Source organism: Paraburkholderia polaris (assembly GCF_012927345.1).
GTDB lineage: Bacteria > Pseudomonadota > Gammaproteobacteria > Burkholderiales > Burkholderiaceae > Paraburkholderia > Paraburkholderia polaris.
Window position 1 is genome coordinate 65,212 of record NZ_JABBGJ010000030.1, and the last position, 16,053, is coordinate 81,264.

The following is a 16,053-nucleotide window of genomic DNA, read 5'->3' on the forward strand; positions in this document are numbered from 1 at the left end:
ATCTGCACGCTTTAAGCCGCGTGCAGATGGACGCCACGACGTCTGATTGTCCCGCTTGCCCCTGCGAAAGCATTTATCCCTTGCGCACAAGGGAGGGGGCTCTCTGCGCGCAAATTCGATCACAGCAACTAAAAACACCAACACTCGAGGAAATGGTTCGATGCCCGAGGCCGCATACGTAGAAATCCGCGCGACCAGTCGTCGCGCTGCCCGCAAACGCGAATCGGTTCGCCTTGTTGTGCTTACAGCACTCACGGGCATGCTGGCTCTGTTTTTCGGCACTGCCGAAGCCGGTAACGTCGAGTTCTCCAGAACCACGCCCGTCGTCGTCGACAAAGACGCCGCCGCGAACGCCCAGCAAACCCAGCAGCAGCCGCTTATTCGCCGTGGACGTGAGTCTTCCACAGCCAGCGCGCCGAAGTTGTTACGAGCCGCCCCAGCTCAGTCTGGCGTGGAGTTCGCTCCGCAGCCAAACAGCTTGCGCGCAGTCATGCCCCCGGTTACTGAAGCTGAGGCCACCGCACACGACGAGCAGGTAGCTCGTGAGTTGCCGACGGGTATCAACGCCAATGGCGCGATCGAAACACTGCCGAAGCTCGATCTGCAGCGCGCGCACGCCGCTGCCGAGGGCGTTCATTTGCAGAACTTCGAGCAGCCGAAGAAAGGACTGCTGCGCGGTGCCGGCATCACCGGCGCGAACGGAATCGTCAGCAACGATGCGCCGCCCGGCCCCGCGTCGATCGACGAGCTCGCCCGTGCGCTGCGCTACAACCCCGACCTGATTTATCAGTTCGTTCGCAACAACATTGAAATCGACCCGGTGCGCGGCATCCACAAAGGTGCGCTCGGCGCGGTGCTCGATAACCAGGGCAGCGCATTTGACCAGGCGCAGCTGATGGTGTCGCTGCTGCGTACCTCAGGCTACGACGCGCGGTTCGTGCGCGGCGTGATCAAGCTCAGCGCGCAGCAGTTCGCTGACTGGTACGGCGTCCCGGCCAGCAACGCTTGCGCCGTTCTGAACCTGATGGGCCAGACTCAGGTTCCGGTTTACAGCATTAGCGCGACGCAGGCGGGCAGTTGCCCCGGGTTGAATGCCGCGATGACCGAGATCTCGATCGAGCACCTGTGGGTCAAGGCAAATATCGGCGGGACCTGGTACACCTTCGACCCCAGCTACAAGCCGCACACAGTCAAGTCCGGTGTGGATCTGAATGTGGCTGCCGGCTACAACGCAGCGTCGTTCCTGAAGAACGCCACGACCGGTGCGACGGTCACGCCCGATCTGGTGCGCAGTCTGAACCGGACCGGTATTCGCTCGGACCTGCAGACCTCCGCGACTAACCTCGCTAGCTGGATTCGCAAGAACAAGCCGACGGCCACTCTCAGCGACATCATCGGGGGTAAAGCGATCACGCCTTTCTACGGTGGTGCCGTTCGGCAGACCCAGAATCCACTGCTGGATACGCGCTGGAACGCCGAGGAGTGGACGGACATTCCGGCCGGCTTCAAGCCCACTGTCCGTGTGGTTTATCAAGGCATCGATCAGACCTTCACGTCCGACGCGATTTACGGCAAACGCCTGACGATCACGTACAACGCGTCGAACCAGCCCGTGCTCAAACTTGACGGCCAGACAATCGGTGCGCCGGGAAGCGCTGTCGCGCCGGGCGCAGACAGTGTCGTGAGCTTTATCGTGTGGCATAACGCGTATCCCAACGCAGATTCCGATCATGCGTTCGACCAGCACATCAAGGGCGGTGGCACCTACCTGATTGTCAACGGCTGGGGGCCGACCGGCCGCGGGCTGTCGCAGAGCTATCTTAAGTATCTGGAAAACGTCCGTGCGGCCGGCAATGCCGATACGAGTGAGCCCGTGCTCGGCGCAAGCCTTGGCGTGATGGGCGCGCAATGGGTGTCGCAGACGACGGCCAGCGCCTCTATTACCGACCGCCTCGCGAATGCGTATTCGGTCCAGCAGCACCAGGTCGGCGTGGCCGGTTTCTACAATGGCCCGTATGTCGATTTGCCGAGCAACATGAGTTCGACCGTCCAGATGGCCGGCGACACGAATCTGGAAAAGGCGGTGTTCGACAGCAACGGGATGCATCTTTCGATCCTTGAGTCGACCGCGGTCAATCAAACCTCGGGCGTGTCGGCGGTGTCCACCGTGAAGCTGCTCGATATGGCGATGAGTCAAGGGCAGACAATCTACAACACGGGCGGCGGTCACTACTCGAATGTGATTCAGCCCGCGCTGGCTAACTGCCAGGCTCATCTCGGCAACTTCCAGAGTTATCTGAACCAGGGCTACCGGTTACTGATTCCGGGCAATTGCCAACTGACCGAAAATAGCTGGAAAGGCGTCGGCTACTTCGTACTCGGAACCGGCAAAGTCCGCCTGCTCGGCGCGAGCATCAGCGGTGGGTATTCGGGTGGCTACTTCACGATGCCAACGTCAGCGCCTGTCTACAACGTTGCCGCGATCAACAATTCGCAGTCCCCACAAGGCATCACGTTTTACTCAGGACCGGCGCTGAGCGCAGGCGATCCGATCGACATGGTTCACGGCAACTTCCTGTATGAGCATCTGGATCTCAAGACAGGCTACGGTGACGCACCCGACAGTCTGAACTTCCAGCGCTTCTACAGCAGCGGCATGAAGAATCAGAGCGGTGCACTCGGCAAAGGCTGGACGCACAACTACGATATCCGTCTTCGCACCGCGTCCGATGGTTTCCTCGGGCTGGGCGACCGCCTCGCACTCGACGCTGTCGGCACGATCGTCGAACACAAAGCGTCACTCGATCTGCTGAATGATCAGTTGGCTCCGGCTGAAAAGTTTCTGAGCGCGGTGGTGGCGCAGCGCTGGTTTGGCGACCAGTTGGTCGATAACACCCGGATTGCGACGTTCGGCCTGAACAGCGACGTGTTCGTGCGCCTGCCCGATGGCAGCTTTAGCTCGCCGCCGGGCAAAGCTGTGCTTCTTTCGCTCAATGGCGCTACGACGTACTACACGACACTTAGTGGTGGGAAATATTTGTTCAGCCTCGGCAACGCGTACAGATACGATCAGCCCGACGGCAAGGCGATTAATTTCACCTGGAACGGCGACGTGCTGACCCGGGTGGACAATAACGTCGGCCGCAGCCTCACGCTGACCTATTCGAACAACCGTTTGCAAAGCGTTAATAGCCCGCTACAGACGGTGCGCTACGCGTATGACGGCAATGACAACCTGGCTAGCGCGACCGATCCGGACGGATTCACGACGCGCTTCGAGTACGACCAGCCCGGGCGGATGACGAAGTTCTATCAGCCGAGCCTGCCGTACACCGCGGTCGTCACCAATACCTATGACACGTTGGCCCGGGTACGGACGCAGACCAGCGCCGCGGGCAACTTGTTCAACTACTACTTCGCCGGCTACCGCAGCGAGGAAGTCGGCCCGGGGGGATCGAGCCGCACGCACTACCTGGACGGCGAGGGGAATCTGGTGCAGGTCGGCGATCCAATGGGCAACTGGACGATCAAAGACTACGACGGCCAGAACCGGCTGGTCCGCGAAACACGTCCCGAGGGCAACCGCACCGAGTTTGCCTACGATGACGCGACTTGCGCAATGAGTGGAACCGGCTATGTGAGGGGCTGCACGCATAATATCGTGACGGTGTCCCGGTATCCCAAGCCGGGCACCGGCGATCCGGTGTTGACCGACCGTTTCACCTACGACCAGACATCCGGCAAGGTTAGCACCGCTACGGACGCTCGAGGCCAGGTCACGCGGACCCTATATACCGCTGTCGGTCAGGTGTACAGCGTGACGAGGCCTGCGGTCAACGGCGTGGCGCCAAGTGTGACTGTTGGCTATGAGTCTGTGACACCCGCAGGTAGCGGCAACTATCAGCCGCTCTATCGCCCGGTGCGCGTGACCGAAAAAATCGACGCAACGCGGAGCACCGCGACGACGATCAGTTATGCAGCCGACTACACGCCGTCAATCACGACCCAGGATGCAGGCGGTCAGGCAATCAAGACCGTGACCACCTTCGACAATGAAGGCCGCCTGCTCACGAGCAAGCGCGACGGCATGGCGACCGTCACCAATACCTACGACAAGCGCGGCAACGTGATCCGCACGAACGCGAACCTGCTCGCAAGTGACGAGGTGATCACTTACGACTCGGACAGCCGCGAGATTAGCCGCGGCGTCGCAATCGACGGTGGTGCGATGGTGAAGTGCAAGAGCTACAACCCAATGGGCGACGTAGATCTGGTATGGGGTCCGGCGAAGACCGCTGGCGTGACCACCTGTCCGGTGCGGACAGTACCGACGCCTATGACCGGTACGGCGTACGACGACCATCACCGTCCATACCGGGTGACTCGTTACCTCGGCTCAACCGAAGGCAGCAACCGCGTTACCGAGACGGTGTACAACGCGGACGACAGCGTGAAGAGCATCCGCAAGGCGGTGGGGACGAGTCTCGAACAGAGCTACGTGAGCTATACCTATAACCCGAACGGGACGGTGGCGCTGACGACCGACGCGAAAGGCAATACAACGGTCAACGTGTACGACGGTCACGACCGGCTGTACCGCACGCACTATCCACTGGACGGCCAGCCGGGCATGGGCGATGCGAACAACTACGACCAGTACACGTGGGACGCGAATGGCAACCTGATCGCGCACAGGAAGCGCGATGGCCAGACGGTGGAGCAGAGCTTCGACGCGTTGAACCGGCTGGCGACGCGCACGTTCCCGGGCGGCGTGGGCAATGTGCAGTACAGCTACGATCTGCGGAGCCTGAAGACTGCATCGCAGTACAGCGACGGCAGTCACACGATCACGAACAGCTACGACGGTCTGGGCCAACTGACGCAGACGAGCGCGGCGGGTAAGACGCTGCGCTACACCTACGATGCGGCGGGCAACGTGACAGACACCGCGTGGCCGGATGGTTTCCATGTGACCACGAAGTACGACGGCTACGGCCGGCCCACGCAGATGCTTGAGAACGGCACGCAGAACCTGGCGAAATACACCTACGACGCGCTGAACCGGCGGACCCAGGTGGATCTGGGCAACGGTACGCGCACAGAGGTGGCGTACGACAGTCAGGGTGGGGTGTCGAACCTGAACCACCGGTTTACGAGCAGCGCCGAGGACTGGTTGGCGAGTTTCACGCGCAACCAGGTGGGAGAGATCAGGCAAACCCGTGTGACGACCAGCCAGTACGCGAACCCGCCGCAGGTGTGGGACGCCACCTTGAAGACGAACGCGCTGAACCAGTACACGGGAGGCTGGAGCGATGCGTTCACGTACGACCGTAATGGCAACCTGACGGGCGAGGGGATCTGGCAGTACTCCTACGACCTGGACAACCGGATGAAGACGGCGTACCGGCGGGGCACGGACGCGAGGTTGGGCTACGACGCGGAAGGGCGGCTGGTGCGGCTGACCTACAACGAGGTAGACACCAACCTGCTGTATGACGGTCAGAATCTGGCGGCGGAGTACGATGCTGCCGGGGCGATGAAGTTTCGCTATGTGTTCGGCCCCGGTGTGGATGCGCCGCTGGTGCAGTACGAGGGTGCGGGTACAAACGCGAAGATGTTTCTGTACGCGGATCATCAGGGTAGCATTGTGTCGTCGGCGAATAGCGCAGGCGCGACGATCGACAGTGTGAAGTATGGGCCGTTCGGGGAGACCACCGGGACTCAGCCGTTCTCACGCTTCCTGTACACGGGGCAGCACTACGTGGCGCGGTTGGGGCTGTATTATTACAAGGCGCGGATGTACTCGCCGGCGTTGGGGCGGTTTCTGCAGACGGATCCGGTGGGCAGCGCTGCGGACTTAAACCTGTATGCCTATGTTGGCAACAACCCGGTTAACTTCACAGATCCGAATGGAGAGAGTCCGGTCTCTGATGTCGTGAAAGCGATCATCAAGACGTTTGAGCCGGGGCCATTTGCCACAAAGAGCTTGCCTGCGACGGGCACGAAAGTAACTGCATCTGAATCGAAAGCAGTCACCGAGATCGGAAAAGAGGCCGGCTGTCACATCTGTGGTAGCTCGGATCCTGGAACGACATCAGGGAAATTTGTTGGAGATCACATGCCGCCCACTTCTATTGCTGCTGGCCAGTCGCAACGTCTTTTTCCAAGTTGCATGACGTGTTCGAATACGCAAGGCGGGTATCTCAGCGGCATCGCGAAGACGGCAACTGTTGCCGTCGCGTCTGTGACATCTACCGTCACACAAGCCGCGACAGCAATTTGGAACGGCATCAAAGATGATCCGCTTGGAAGTGTTTTCTATACACTGCAGTCAACGCAGCTTGGAGATGGGACTTTGAAGCATAGACCTTCCGCTTCGGGGTTCTAGCGCTCTGCTAGAGCGTCCAATTTATGAAGTGGGGGCTCTAGCAATCTAGTTTCAGACCATTGGGAGACGAACTGCGACTCGATGCAGAACTTGATGTTCGTTCACGTTTGAAGTGTTTCTCTGTGAGCAGGGAATGATTTTAATTCTCTACGAAACTGGGAAGTCTAGATTTTTAGAAGCGCTAATTTCGCGTAAACTTTGAAGAGGTCACCTAAGACACATGAAAGACGATATTGACGAGAATTTTTACAGCCGAGCCGATGAACACATAAATCTTTCGAACCAACAAATTGAAATGGTTGGGGGTCGTGGAAAAGTAAGTGCATCGATGATGTATGGGACTGCCCGCTTCAACGCATGGGTCAGTGCATGTGGTTTTTCCTCCGGAGAGGAGATGGCCGAATTAAAAGAAAAAACCATTGAGTATTTTTGTCAACAATACCGATCGATGCTTGAGAAAAACGTAGACGACTATATTAAAAATTTTAACGCATACATGAAGCCTCCTCATTGATTGTAGGAGCGTTTGGCGGCAACGCATCGATTCCATGCACTAGGGGTAAAAACAGTCACCACCTTCGACAACGAAGGCCGGCTGATCACGAGCAAGCGCGATGGCGTCGCGAGCGTCATGTACACCTACGACAGGCGCGGCAACGTGACCCGCACCAACGCGAACCTGCTGGCGAGCGACGAGGTGATCGGCTACGACGCGGATAGCCGCGAGATCAGCCGCGGCGTGGCGATCGCCGGCGGCGCGATGGTGACATGCAGACGCTACAACGCGATGGGCGATGTGGTGCGTATCTGGGGCCCGGCCAGAACGGCGAATGTAAGCACATGCCCGGTTGAAACCGCGCCGACGCCGATCATCGATACGGCGTATCACGACCACCATCGCCCGTCGCGAGTAACGCGATATATGGCGGCGGCCGACGGCGGCAACCGCGTCACCGAGACGGTGTACAACGCGGACGACAGCGTAAAGAGTGTCCGCAAGGCGGTTGGCACGGGTCTGGAGCAGGGCTACGAACGCGAAGATTTATCTGTAAGCGGACCATCAGGGCAGCATCGTGTCGTCGGCGAACGCTGCGGGTGCGACGAGGGACAGCGTGAAGTACGGACCGTTCGGGGAGACCACGGGGTCGATGCCGTTGTCGAACTTCCTGTACACGGGACAGTATTACGTGGCGGGGCTGGGGCTGTACTATTACAAGGCGCGGATGTACTCGCCGCAGTTGGGGCGGTTTCTGCAGACGGATCCGGTGGGCGGCGCTGACGACCTGAATCTGTATGCGTACGTGAAGAACAACCCCATCAACTTCACGGATCCGACGGGGATGATTGCGGCCTCGGGGTTTGCGTCGACGAGCAGTGCACCGGCTGCTACCGTAAGTGCTCCAGTGCAGACGCCCGCCGTTGTGGCGAAGCTTGATGCACCGGTGTTCAGCATGCCGCAAGCGGCAGTGGGGGATGCGATCCAGGTCGCTGGTTCCAGCGGTACGCCGGGAAACAATCAGGCTCAGAACAAGCAGTTTAACGATGTTGTCGTCAAGCTCCGCTTAACTCCGGGTCAGGCGCGGTCATTGCATGAAGAAATTAGTGGGCAGGGTTTGGGATATCACGAGATTCTCGAGCGTGGAAGGGACATGTTTAACAAATGACGAGCAATCAAATGGAAAGCATAAGTAAGATTTTTTCTCCGCTGATAGGGAAGATTGTTTTTTCTATTAAGCAGACTCACGGGAGTTGTTTCTTGATTGAGTTTGGGGATCCGTATCTGCGGATTCGTGAACCCATCGAACCAAGGCCGGAGACCTCGGAGAAATCAAAGATTAGCCTCCGTAGACGTCGGGTCTTTGTGACCGGGACTTGGTCACTTCTCGTCTTGGGTTGCGATTGGACGCTGACTAACGAGCAAAGATCGGTCAGTCAGGGCGATGATGTAGACGATATGGAAAATCTGTTTCGGAACGTCGAGGGGCAGTATCTTGTTTCTGCGCGTGGCGTTGAGGCGACAAAGTCATGCACATTGAAGTTTGACATGGGAGCCAGTCTAAATCTGCGGCCGAGGCACGATTGGAACCCGAGCGTCGATCCGGATGAAAATCAATGGCAGTTGCATTCCAAGGACGGGGCGTCCGTGGGATATACAAACAATGGCTTAGTCGCGGTTGAGTCAACGGGTGAACCGGACAAAACCTAAGCGATTGCTAGGGAATACTGTTCCATAAACCAGGGGCCGCTAACGCGGCCCCTGGTCATTCTGTCAACCGTGATCGGGCATGATGGTAAGGCGCGCGTAGCGATAGTCGATACTGAAGCTGACGCGCTCACCGGGTTTGAAACCGGCTGTGGCGAGCCAGTGGTCGGCGCTCTGCATCCACGGGAAATACGGTTGTCCGTCCGGTTGCGCCGGCCCCGGATCGGGGGTGTTTCGCAGGATGCCGCTGCAATGCTCGTACTCGCGCTGAGGAGGTTTACGGGTCTTGCGGGGTTGTGTTTTAAGATCGTGCCTAGTCATCGTCAACTCTCCCATTGAGCTGGTGGTGATCAGCGGGCGGTGAGTGTTGGCGCACTCATCGCCCGCGCTTCGTTTACGGCTTCTACCTCTGCTTGATGAGCTACCTACCGGCGGCGGCTCATGACCTTCTGAACCTGCGTCTTCCTGACGAAACTGTCTATCACCGGGATCAGGGCCTGCTGCTCGGCATCGGGCAGGCTGTCCACCTGCTGGTAGAGGTTCAATAACTCCTGATTGTGAATCCTGGGCTCGGCCGCAGCGGGCGTTCGCCCGGCCAGTTCATCGAGGGTGACCTGGAGGATATCGGCGATGCGCACCACGGTATCGAACTGCGGCGTAGCCAGGCCGCGCTCCCAGCGGTTATAGACACGCGGGTTGACTTCCGACATGGCTGTTGTCGGCACTTCATGTATGAGGACAGCCACAAGATACCCCGGGTTCTACAAAACAATGTCCAGGATACTTCAAAACGAAGTATGCTGGATGGTGAGTTATTTTTATTAAAACCCCCTTGACAGGTTTTAGCCGAAGGACGTTTTATGGCCCGCATCGCCGATTCCGAGCTTGAACGCATGAAGGCCGAGGTGTCGGTGGAGCAGCTCGTGCGCACGCACGGGATTGAACTGGTGAGATCGGGCAGGGACGTGCGCGGACGTTGCCCGTTTCATGAGGACGGCACGCCCTCGCTGGTGGTGACGCCGTCGAAGAGCCGAAGGACCAACTTGTTTCGAGATGCGAAGTAATGGAAACTCGCGTCTGGAAAAATTCTGCTGACGGCGCAGGCGATATGGCGGGAAACCTTGCTGGATAAGAGAAAGCGGCCCGCGTGAGGGAAGTTCGCGTCAAGGTGAACTGAACTGGGGCTGTACTATTACAAGGCGCGGATGTACTCGCCGGCGCTGGGGCGGTTTCTGCAGACGGATCCGGTGGGCGGCGCTGACGATCTGAATCTGTATGCGTACGTCGGCAACAACCCGATAAACTTTACGGATCCGAGCGGGCTTGCAGCCGCCTCTGCCAGGACGTTTAATTATTCTCCACTTGGTGGCGCTACCGCGTTTGCTTACACTCCGGTTGGCTTTGGTAGTGGCACGCAGGTTGCAATGGGGCCGCTGTTGCCGCTCCTCGGTCTCGGGCTGATCGCAAATGAAATTGCGACTAGCGATGTGCCGATAATCGGGGGGATGCTTGGCAAGGGAGCGGCGGCAGCCGCGAAGAGTGTAAGTAAGTCTGAAGCTGTAATTGCAGAGGCGCTTGCTGGTAGGGGGAACATCACCAGCCAGCACACACTTCAAAGTAATGAGTTGCTCAAAGCTGGTGAGGATTTCTTGGGGCAGGGCTACAAGGAAATTGGCAAGCCTGGCAGTGGAGTATTTCGGAGCGCGGACGGAACTCGTCAGTTCAGAATTGATGGCAATTCGCTTTCGGGCAGTCACGCTCCAGGTGTCCCACATGGTCATTTGGAAACGTACGCACCCGGTGCAGCAAAGCCAGTGGCGAACAATCATGTCCCATTCACGGATTAAGAAAGTCCGGTTATGAACAATGTGCAAACAGGTAGAGTCGGTAAGATAGTTGCGGGCGATGAGCTTGGACGATACATAAAGGTCGTGGAGGACAATGAAAACACGGGTGGCTTTCTTATCTTGACTGCGGATGATTTAGAGTTTCATAGTGGTCATGACAATTGGGTTGAGGATGAAGCAGCCTTGTTGCGTTATTTTAAAGAGGCTGGTTGGTCAGTCATTTGGATAAGCTAAGAAAGTACCTTGGGTAGTGTCGCCGATTTGGGGCTGCCTTATTACAAGGCGCGGATGTACTTGCCGGCGTTGGGGCGGTTTCTGCAGACTGACCCCGTTGGAACCGCTGACGATCTGAACCTGTATGCGTACGTCGCGAACAACCCGATAAACTTTACGGATCCGAGCGGGCTTGCAGCCGCCTCTGCCAGGACGTTTAATTATTCTCCACTTGGTGGCGCTACCGCGTTTGCTTCACTCCGGTTGGCTTTGGTAGTGGCACGCAGGTTGCAATGGGGCCGCTGTTGCCGCTCCTCGGTCTCGGGCTGATCGCGAATGAAATAGCGAATAGCGATGTACCGATGATCGGAGGGGCGTTTGCGAAAGCCGCAGCAGGTGCAGCTGAGGGAGTGGCAAAGGATATAAGCCTCTCTCTTTCGAAATACGGTGAGGCAGCACAGCACGTTGCCGACGCGATTAAGGCTGGCCAGCCGTAGGTCCTCACCATAAACCGAGCTGGCGCAGCAGCGAATCGGCAGGCATCGACTGGTGGGATTGCTAAGGTTCCGGGTAAGCAATTGGATGAGTACCCACCAGCTATGTTCAGGGAAGGTGGGGCGGGAGCAAGTGTGCGACCGGTCAATCCTGGCGCGAATATGGGAGCTGGAGCTTGCATTGGAAATGCATGCCGAGGCTTACCCGATGGCGCTCGTGTTCGAATCACGGTTGGAGATTAGGATGACAATCACGATTAAATTTGAAGTTTCGTATAGTCAGCTTGCGGTATTTGCGAGCGCGCTTTCGCAGCCATATAACGACTGGAGCGATCGACACGTTGCACAAGGATTTGCTTGGCGACCAGGCAGCGTATCGTTTCGCACATTATCGGAGACGGGTTCGCACGTGGTGGAAATTGATCTTGTTGATCACACAGGAGGGATGCATCCCGACACAGTGCGAGCTATAGAAGTGCCATTTGATGTGCCAGATGACGGGGCAATTGAAATCGGTAGCATCGCCGAAACGGTGCCGTTAGCGCTTCCGGCTGGTTCGTTCCTGTTGCGTTGCGAATTTAGGCGATCGACTGGTGTGGGTGAGGAGCGGGTACGACTGACCTTTGCAAAAAAGGATGCTCCCCGTTTTGCCGTCATCCGAGCAGATTCGGAACTGTCGCCTGATGAACTGCTTCTGACTACCGCAGAACCAGCCTGTTGATCGCGACATAAAACATAGCAGCGTTAAGGTGAAAGGGGGCGTATGGCCTGTCGTCGTGTCTGTGATGATACTCGGAAAACGATTCAGTACACGAAGACGACATACGTTCCAGCTGGTGATATCGTCCACGTGAAGGATAGGATCCACGAAGGGCACGCGCGGCCCTTCGTCCTTTAAACTGTGATGATGAGCTTGTGTTCGACGGTGATGCGCATTCGCTGGCTTCCGAATAACACCTACGGTTGGCTACGAAATGTTGTCTGCGCAGCAGTGAACTTGTAGTACATCTGGGCTGTATTATTACTAGGCGCGGATGTACTCGCCGGCGCTGGGGCGGTTTCTGCAGACGGATCCGGTGGGCGGCGCTGACGATCTGAATCTGTATGCGTATGTAAAGAATAACCCGATCAACTTCACGGATCCGACGGGGATGATTGCGCCTCGGGGTTTGCGTCGACGAGCAGTGCACCGGGTGCTACCGTAAGTGCTCCGGTTCAGGTGGCCGTGAGTGCGCCGAAGCTAGTGGCGCCAACATTCAGCAAGCCGCGACAGCGGCGGGGAATCAGGCGGCGGTTCAGGTTGCGGCCCGCGGTGTCTCGATGACGGGCAATCCGCCCGGTGGCTTCCGGTTGAATCCAAACGGCCTTGATGCAGATTACTTTGACGGCGCCGGCAACCTGACTGCTCAGTATCATGAAAGTCACGGTGAAGCCCATGGTCACAATTTTTTCGACGGCAAACGTGACCCGACTCACCTGCCGATGTCGCCCATACCGAGTCGATGAACCGATCTAGAGAGTAGCGATGAACCCTTCAGAGAGCACATTTGGCTGGGAATTTGCACGGAATGGGAAACTGCTCCAGAACGTGCTCGGTGAATATCCCTCATTCCACGACTCGTCAGTTCGAAGCTTTTGTATGCGACGAGCGAGACGTTCCTTTGTTGATGGCGAAGGCACGCCGCTGCCACCGGGTTGTGATCGAGATCTTGTCGATTTGACGCTGGAGATCGCCCACAATCGCTTTGGGCCACGGCCGCCCGAAGGCGGTTCAGATTACATCGTCACCGTGGATCTGCTGAATATTAGGGAAGTAGATATCGACATTAACGCAATGCTCGAGGAAGCCTGGATCAGGGATGTCAACCTCACGAAGATGGACAATGGCCTAGTGAGGTTTGATCTGAACCCTAACATTGGTCTAGATATCGTCGTGACATGTCACGAAGTCATCGTTGAGTCGATTCGGCCTTATGATCGGGACACGCTATTCGTTCCGAGCTAAACAATGCGGACATCTAAAATCCTTGAACTATGTGCGCGAAGCGCGACCGAAGAAAGCGCTGGCGCAAATTAGATCTAGGAGGTGATGAAGAAGAAGGGCCGCGCGAGCGGCCCTTCTTCTTTTATGCTGGGGGAATGACGAGCCGCTGGTGCTCGACGGTAATGCGTACGCGGGATCGGGGTTCAAAGCCGGCGGTCTCGATCCACCGTCCGGAAAGCTTCATTCACGGAAAGGCGGGCGGCTCCTTGCGCATATGGAAGGGCAGGCGTGCCGGTTTCTGATATCGCCAGGATTCCTGGATGGTGACAAACCGCCTGGCCCATCCCCTATGCCAATTACTGCGCTTGGCGCAACGTCCCTTAAACCCCAGCCGACGAATCCTCTTCCGCTTCGCTCAACACCGCATTCTGCACCGCCGTGGCGGGACTGACGTAAGGCGGCGCCACGCGTAGGTCGTCAATGCTGTACCGCAAACGCCCCGCTTCGACATACACACGCAACTGACGATACTTCACCAGATACATCAAGCCCACAATCGCCGCCGCGAAGCCCGATGCAGCACCAACCCCGAGCGCCCAACGCGGGCCAAAACGATCCGCAACCCATCCCACCACCGGCGCGCCGAGCGGTGTGGTGCCTAGCGAGATGGCAAGCAGGATCGCAATCACCCGGCCACGCATGGCCGGGTCCGTGGAGATTTGCACGAGACTGTTCGTCGAAGTGGTGAACGTCTGCGTGGATATGCCGATCACGACAAGTGCAAGCCCAAACAGTACATAGTTCGGCATGAGCGAGGCGGTCGTACAGCCCAGTCCAAAAAGCGCCGCTGCGACGATCAGAATAGCCATGCGAGGCTTTGCTCTGCGCGCGGCCAGCAACGCCCCGGCCACCGAACCGATTGCCATGGTCGAGCTCAACACCCCGTATTGACTCGCGCCCGCATGAAACGCGGTGACGGACATGGTGGAGATGAAGATCGGGAAGTTCAGCCCGAAGGCGCCGATCAGAAACAGCATCAACAGCGCAGCCTTCAGATCGGGGCGCGTCCATACATACTTGAAACCTTCCACGAAGCTGCCTCGTGCACGTACCGCTCGCGGCTTCAGATTCAGTTCGCTCAGGCGCAGCATGCGCAGCGAACCGAGCACGGCGACGAAAGAGAGCGCGTTGATCAGAAACACCCAGCCTGTGCCCACCGAGGCGATCAACAGCCCTGCGGCGGCGGGCCCGATCATGCGCGCCGCATTGAACGAGGTGGAGTTCAGCGCGACCGCATTCGACAGATCGGCTTCTCCCACCAGATCGGAGACAAAGGTCTGACGCGCCGGTGAATCGAACGCGGTGACGCAACCGAGCAAGCCCGCAAACACATAGACCTGCCATAACTGCACGAGCCCGGTCACGGTGAGAATCCCGAGGCACAACGCCAACGTGCCCATCGCCGCCTGGGTGGCGAACAGCAGCTTGCGGCGGTCGAAGTGATCGGCCGCATAGCCGGTTAGGGGCAGCAGGAGCATTTGCGGCCCGAACTGCAGCGACATCACAATGCCCACGGAGGTTGCATTGTGATGCGTGAGTTCCGTGAGCACGAGCCAGTCCTGCGCCGTGCGCTGCATCCATGTGCCGACGTTGGAGACGATTGCGCCGCTGGCCCAGACCCGGTAGTTGAACGTGCGCAGCGAACGGAATGTGCTGCTCACCGGAACATCCTGGCGTGGACGATCCGCGTCGCGCAGAGGTTCAAACGAATGCTCATGCGCACGATTTCTCGAGCAGATCGAGGACATCCTGCGTCGTGCCGGTTTCGCCGAGGCGCGGGAAGATGCGCGCGATGCTGTTGGTGTGAGCGTCGAGGTTCATGTCGGTCATGGCGTCGACCGCGAAGGTGACGTTGAAGCCGAGTTCGTGTGCGAAACGCGCGGTGGACTCGACGCCGATGCTGGTGGCCACGCCGACCAGCACCACTTGCGTGACGCCTTGCTTGCGCAGATACGCTTCAAGATCCGTATTGGTGAACGCGCCCCAGGTGCGCTTGGTGACCAGATGATCCGACGGCTGCTGATTGACTTCGGGTACGAGATCGGCAAAACCAGCGGGGAAATCGCCGGTGTTGCGCGACTGTTCCGCGCGGCCGGGTGCGCCGCCTGCAACGTTGACGAGCACCACTGGCAGACCGTGGCGGCGAAACGCCTCAGCTAGCGAAGCGGAGCGTTTCACGACATCAGCGGTGGGGTGGGCGGTGGGCAGCGCGACGATGCCTCGCTGCAAATCGATGACGACCAATGCGGTCTTTGCGTCGAGCGTGGTGAGAGCCATGGTGTTTTCCTGACCGTTATGAGTCGATGAGGCGTTTGAGCAAGTCGACGCCAATCGCGAGTTGTTGCTGTTCGGCAGCGGAGAAGCGGGTCTGGATCGTACGGAATAGCCAGTCTTCGCGTGCCGCGCGGCTTGCCTTGATCTTCTTGCGGAAAGCGGGCGTGAGGGAGAGAACAGTTTGCCGCCCGTCGTTCGGGTCCGGTGCGCCGCTCACGAGTCCGGCAGCTTTCAGAACCGAAAGTGTCTCGCCCATGGATTGGGGACGCATACCCTGGATGCGTGCGAGCGTAGTGACCGTTGCCGGACCTTCGCGTTCCAGCAGGCTGAGAACCTGCACCTGCGACGGCGTGAAATCGCCCACATGCGCTTCTTCGCGCAACCGGCGGCGCAACTTGCCGACGAGTACACGCAAGTCTTCCGCCGTGGCGTGCAGGGCGTCCGGATCGGAGGGGGGGCGTGTGGACTGAGTGTCGTTGCTGGACATGCCGGCAGATGTGAAGGTTACCTTCGTAGGTTACCTTCGCATCTGCCGGGAGTCAAGTTGACGGAGTTGGCGGCGGAATGCGAGGCGAGCCACGCATTCCGCA

20 protein-coding genes are annotated in these 16,053 nt (G+C 58.4%); 13 read left to right on the forward strand and 7 right to left on the reverse strand.

Annotated features, from left to right (window positions below):
- The first annotated feature begins 160 nt into the window (after positions 1-160).
- The 5 genes from HHL24_RS26115 to HHL24_RS26130 all read left to right on the forward strand — a co-directional run bounded on the left by HHL24_RS26115 (position 161) and on the right by HHL24_RS26130 (position 8,594).
- Entirely contained in the window at positions 161-6,388 is a 6,228-nt protein-coding gene (locus HHL24_RS26115; protein ID WP_169488240.1) for an RHS repeat-associated core domain-containing protein, read from the forward strand.
- 220 nt (positions 6,389-6,608) lie between these two features.
- Positions 6,609-6,902: a DUF3144 domain-containing protein gene (locus HHL24_RS26120; protein WP_169488241.1), complete on the forward strand. Its 294-nt coding sequence runs from the start codon at positions 6,609-6,611 to the stop codon at positions 6,900-6,902.
- A gap of 12 nt (positions 6,903-6,914) precedes the next feature.
- Positions 6,915-7,667: a hypothetical protein gene (locus HHL24_RS44140; protein WP_230417568.1), complete on the forward strand. Its 753-nt coding sequence runs from the start codon at positions 6,915-6,917 to the stop codon at positions 7,665-7,667.
- Positions 7,555-8,052: an RHS repeat-associated core domain-containing protein gene (locus tag HHL24_RS43650; protein ID WP_407947526.1), complete on the forward strand. Its 498-nt coding sequence runs from the start codon at positions 7,555-7,557 to the stop codon at positions 8,050-8,052. The genes HHL24_RS44140 and HHL24_RS43650 overlap by 113 nt, the downstream gene beginning before the upstream one ends.
- 11 nt (positions 8,053-8,063) lie before the next feature.
- Positions 8,064-8,594 carry a hypothetical protein gene (locus HHL24_RS26130; protein ID WP_169488242.1) on the forward strand — a complete coding sequence of 177 codons (531 nt, stop codon included), beginning with the start codon at positions 8,064-8,066 and terminating at the stop codon, positions 8,592-8,594.
- A gap of 63 nt (positions 8,595-8,657) precedes the next feature.
- On the opposite strand, the gene HHL24_RS26135 is transcribed toward HHL24_RS26130, so the two are convergent.
- Positions 8,658-8,912, reverse strand: a complete 255-nt coding sequence (locus HHL24_RS26135; RefSeq protein ID WP_169488243.1) for a hypothetical protein — start codon at positions 8,910-8,912, stop codon at positions 8,658-8,660.
- A gap of 104 nt (positions 8,913-9,016) precedes the next feature.
- Entirely contained in the window at positions 9,017-9,301 is a 285-nt protein-coding gene (locus HHL24_RS26140; protein WP_169488244.1) for a helix-turn-helix domain-containing protein, read from the reverse strand.
- 150 nt (positions 9,302-9,451) lie between these two features.
- Between HHL24_RS26140 and HHL24_RS26145 the strand changes: the two genes are divergently transcribed.
- From HHL24_RS26145 to HHL24_RS45125, 7 genes are all read left to right on the forward strand, one after another.
- On the forward strand, positions 9,452-9,655 hold the full coding sequence (locus HHL24_RS26145) for a CHC2 zinc finger domain-containing protein (RefSeq protein ID WP_230417570.1): 204 nt from the start codon (positions 9,452-9,454) through the stop codon (positions 9,653-9,655).
- Between the two features lie 141 nt (positions 9,656-9,796).
- Entirely contained in the window at positions 9,797-10,438 is a 642-nt protein-coding gene (locus HHL24_RS43655; protein ID WP_206003022.1) for an RHS repeat-associated core domain-containing protein, read from the forward strand.
- A gap of 12 nt (positions 10,439-10,450) precedes the next feature.
- Entirely contained in the window at positions 10,451-10,672 is a 222-nt protein-coding gene (locus tag HHL24_RS26155; protein ID WP_169488245.1) for a hypothetical protein, read from the forward strand.
- Positions 10,673-10,699: 27 nt separating this feature from the next.
- Positions 10,700-10,981, forward strand: coding sequence for an RHS repeat-associated core domain-containing protein (locus HHL24_RS45120; RefSeq protein ID WP_407947527.1), 282 nt, complete (start codon positions 10,700-10,702; stop codon positions 10,979-10,981).
- 176 nt (positions 10,982-11,157) lie between these two features.
- Positions 11,158-11,388 (forward strand): NucA/NucB deoxyribonuclease domain-containing protein, encoded by a 231-nt coding sequence (locus HHL24_RS45330; protein WP_169488297.1) that lies wholly within the window; start codon positions 11,158-11,160, stop codon positions 11,386-11,388.
- Between the two features lies 1 nt (position 11,389).
- A complete protein-coding gene (gene comJ / locus HHL24_RS26170; RefSeq protein WP_169488246.1) occupies positions 11,390-11,866 on the forward strand; it encodes a competence protein ComJ in 477 nt (158 codons plus the stop codon).
- Positions 11,867-12,179: 313 nt separating this feature from the next.
- Entirely contained in the window at positions 12,180-12,350 is a 171-nt protein-coding gene (locus tag HHL24_RS45125; RefSeq protein ID WP_169488247.1) for an RHS repeat-associated core domain-containing protein, read from the forward strand.
- A gap of 10 nt (positions 12,351-12,360) precedes the next feature.
- Here HHL24_RS45125 and HHL24_RS26180 read toward each other — a convergent pair whose 3' ends face one another.
- On the reverse strand, positions 12,361-12,621 hold the full coding sequence (locus HHL24_RS26180; protein ID WP_169488248.1) for a hypothetical protein: 261 nt from the start codon (positions 12,619-12,621) through the stop codon (positions 12,361-12,363).
- A 49-nt stretch (positions 12,622-12,670) separates the two neighbouring features.
- Between HHL24_RS26180 and HHL24_RS26185 the strand changes: the two genes are divergently transcribed.
- Positions 12,671-13,150, forward strand: a complete 480-nt coding sequence (locus tag HHL24_RS26185; protein ID WP_169488249.1) for an Imm50 family immunity protein — start codon at positions 12,671-12,673, stop codon at positions 13,148-13,150.
- 121 nt (positions 13,151-13,271) lie between these two features.
- Here the strand turns inward: HHL24_RS26185 and HHL24_RS26190 are convergent, their stop codons facing one another.
- The 4 genes from HHL24_RS26190 to HHL24_RS26205 form a co-directional block, all read right to left on the reverse strand.
- Complete coding sequence (locus HHL24_RS26190; protein WP_169488250.1) at positions 13,272-13,373, reverse strand: SymE family type I addiction module toxin; 102 nt, start codon at positions 13,371-13,373, stop codon at positions 13,272-13,274.
- Between the two features lie 136 nt (positions 13,374-13,509).
- On the reverse strand, positions 13,510-14,850 hold the full coding sequence (locus HHL24_RS26195; protein WP_169488251.1) for an MFS transporter: 1,341 nt from the start codon (positions 14,848-14,850) through the stop codon (positions 13,510-13,512).
- A 52-nt stretch (positions 14,851-14,902) separates the two neighbouring features.
- The gene (locus tag HHL24_RS26200; RefSeq protein ID WP_169488252.1) at positions 14,903-15,466 is read right to left on the reverse strand and encodes an isochorismatase family protein; all 564 of its coding nucleotides are present in this window, start codon (positions 15,464-15,466) and stop codon (positions 14,903-14,905) included.
- 16 nt (positions 15,467-15,482) lie between these two features.
- Positions 15,483-15,950, reverse strand: a complete 468-nt coding sequence (locus HHL24_RS26205; RefSeq protein WP_169488253.1) for a MarR family winged helix-turn-helix transcriptional regulator — start codon at positions 15,948-15,950, stop codon at positions 15,483-15,485.
- Between the last annotated feature and the right edge of the window lie 103 nt (positions 15,951-16,053).

What these genes read in the sequence shown, in the direction of transcription:
- HHL24_RS26115 (WP_169488240.1), top strand. Translation starts at nt 161, where the DNA reads ATGCCCGAGGCCGCATACGTAGAAATCCGCGCGACCAGTCGTCGCGCT.
- HHL24_RS26120 (WP_169488241.1), top strand. Translation starts at nt 6,609, where the DNA reads ATGAAAGACGATATTGACGAGAATTTTTACAGCCGAGCCGATGAACAC.
- HHL24_RS26130 (WP_169488242.1), top strand. Translation starts at nt 8,064, where the DNA reads ATGGAAAGCATAAGTAAGATTTTTTCTCCGCTGATAGGGAAGATTGTT.
- HHL24_RS26135 (WP_169488243.1), bottom strand. Translation starts at nt 8,912, where the DNA reads ATGACTAGGCACGATCTTAAAACACAACCCCGCAAGACCCGTAAACCT.
- HHL24_RS26140 (WP_169488244.1), bottom strand. Translation starts at nt 9,301, where the DNA reads ATGTCGGAAGTCAACCCGCGTGTCTATAACCGCTGGGAGCGCGGCCTG.
- HHL24_RS26145 (WP_230417570.1), top strand. Translation starts at nt 9,452, where the DNA reads ATGGCCCGCATCGCCGATTCCGAGCTTGAACGCATGAAGGCCGAGGTG.
- HHL24_RS43655 (WP_206003022.1), top strand. Translation starts at nt 9,797, where the DNA reads ATGTACTCGCCGGCGCTGGGGCGGTTTCTGCAGACGGATCCGGTGGGC.
- HHL24_RS26155 (WP_169488245.1), top strand. Translation starts at nt 10,451, where the DNA reads ATGAACAATGTGCAAACAGGTAGAGTCGGTAAGATAGTTGCGGGCGAT.
- comJ (WP_169488246.1), top strand. Translation starts at nt 11,390, where the DNA reads ATGACAATCACGATTAAATTTGAAGTTTCGTATAGTCAGCTTGCGGTA.
- HHL24_RS45125 (WP_169488247.1), top strand. Translation starts at nt 12,180, where the DNA reads ATGTACTCGCCGGCGCTGGGGCGGTTTCTGCAGACGGATCCGGTGGGC.
- HHL24_RS26185 (WP_169488249.1), top strand. Translation starts at nt 12,671, where the DNA reads ATGAACCCTTCAGAGAGCACATTTGGCTGGGAATTTGCACGGAATGGG.
- HHL24_RS26190 (WP_169488250.1), bottom strand. Translation starts at nt 13,373, where the DNA reads ATGAAGCTTTCCGGACGGTGGATCGAGACCGCCGGCTTTGAACCCCGA.
- HHL24_RS26200 (WP_169488252.1), bottom strand. Translation starts at nt 15,466, where the DNA reads ATGGCTCTCACCACGCTCGACGCAAAGACCGCATTGGTCGTCATCGAT.
- HHL24_RS26205 (WP_169488253.1), bottom strand. Translation starts at nt 15,950, where the DNA reads ATGTCCAGCAACGACACTCAGTCCACACGCCCCCCCTCCGATCCGGAC.